The sequence below is a fragment of the Cryobacterium sp. Y50 genome, from assembly GCF_002929805.1.
In the GTDB taxonomy this organism is placed as follows: domain Bacteria; phylum Actinomycetota; class Actinomycetes; order Actinomycetales; family Microbacteriaceae; genus Cryobacterium.
On the sequence record NZ_PJJM01000006.1, the window covers coordinates 1 to 1203 of the forward strand.

General features: G+C 55.3%; 1 protein-coding gene. It reads right to left on the reverse strand.

Annotation, left to right across the window (positions count from 1 at the left end):
• Window positions 1-432: 432 nt before the first annotated feature.
• Window positions 433-735 carry a hypothetical protein gene (locus CXY73_RS00035; RefSeq protein WP_146071534.1) on the reverse strand — a complete coding sequence of 101 codons (303 nt, stop codon included), beginning with the start codon at window positions 733-735 and terminating at the stop codon, window positions 433-435.
• Window positions 736-1203 lie beyond the last annotated feature (468 nt).

The window sequence follows — 1203 nt, forward strand, 5'->3', positions numbered from 1 at the left end:
TCGACTCGGTCGCCTGACGCCGATCGAGTTTGAAATAATGGACCAACCGGCCTCACTCGCGGCCTAAATGAAGTGTCAACTGAAACCTTCAGCAGTCCCGACCGCACGATGCGCGCCGTAGTCTCAGAAACGCACGAACCAGAGGTACCACGGAATTGGCCGAACGGTCACGTTGGAGTAGCTCTCACAAGCGATGGGACGGGGGAATACATCGAGGTGACAGTCCACGGTGTGCGTCATAATCTCCACCCAACAACTGCTAGCGAGCTGAGCAGTGCGCTGCGCGCCCGCATCGATGAATGGCACGTCATTGCACGAGAGAGGGGCGTGCTGCCCATCTGAGAAATATGCGCGGAGGCCTCCGGTCGTCCAAAGTATAAGCTTCCGCAAATGAATCGTTCGCGTCGCGCCAATCAACAGCCAGGCATCGAGCTAGGCGGCCCCGAACATTGCGCTGTCCACTCGACAGGCCGCGCGGCGAAGTGCGTTCGCGACTTTAGAGTCAGTGGCGTAGTAGGCATCAAAACTGGTGGTCATAAGACTCAATATTTTGTCTGCATCTGATTGAATCTGATCATCGTCGAGGCTCTTGAGCGCCTCCAAAAATCGTTGCGCGTAGTGAGGAGTCGTGAACATGACGTCATCGACGCGACCTGATGTGAGCTGTTCGTAGTAGGCCCAGCGTTCAACCGTTGATGCGTGGTGTGACTCCGCTGAGGGCAGATTAGCTTTCATGTCGTCCCCGGTGGTCAGTCGGTCAATGAGCTTTCGCTTAGCTGGGGCTCGCGTAGCGATCCCTTCTACGTATTCGAGAAGCTCCTCGTGAGACTACGTATTCGAGAAGCTCCTCGTGAGACTACGTATTCGAGAAGCTCCTCGTGAGACATACGCGCCAGAGCTCGATAGAACTGAATAGGAAGAAAGCCGGAAGGTCCAGTTGCTGTCTGGCGAATGTACTGCTCGGGATTTCCGACATTTAGCCGACCGAGAAAGTCATGCAGGACATCATCACTGGAGAGTGCTGAACGGACGATGCGCTCCGTACCTATTGTGAAAGCTGTGGCAGGTTGCAACTCTCCAACAAGTTTCAGCGTTGGCGCCCCGGCAATTTCGTCAAATTCGGGCTCTCCTGACGTAACCGTGGGTGGTTTCCGAGCGCCTTAACGAGTACACGCCGCTCTCCGTCTAGGTTTCTAACTGTCA

What these genes read in the sequence shown, in the direction of transcription:
- CXY73_RS00035 (WP_146071534.1), bottom strand. Translation starts at nt 735, where the DNA reads ATGAAAGCTAATCTGCCCTCAGCGGAGTCACACCACGCATCAACGGTT.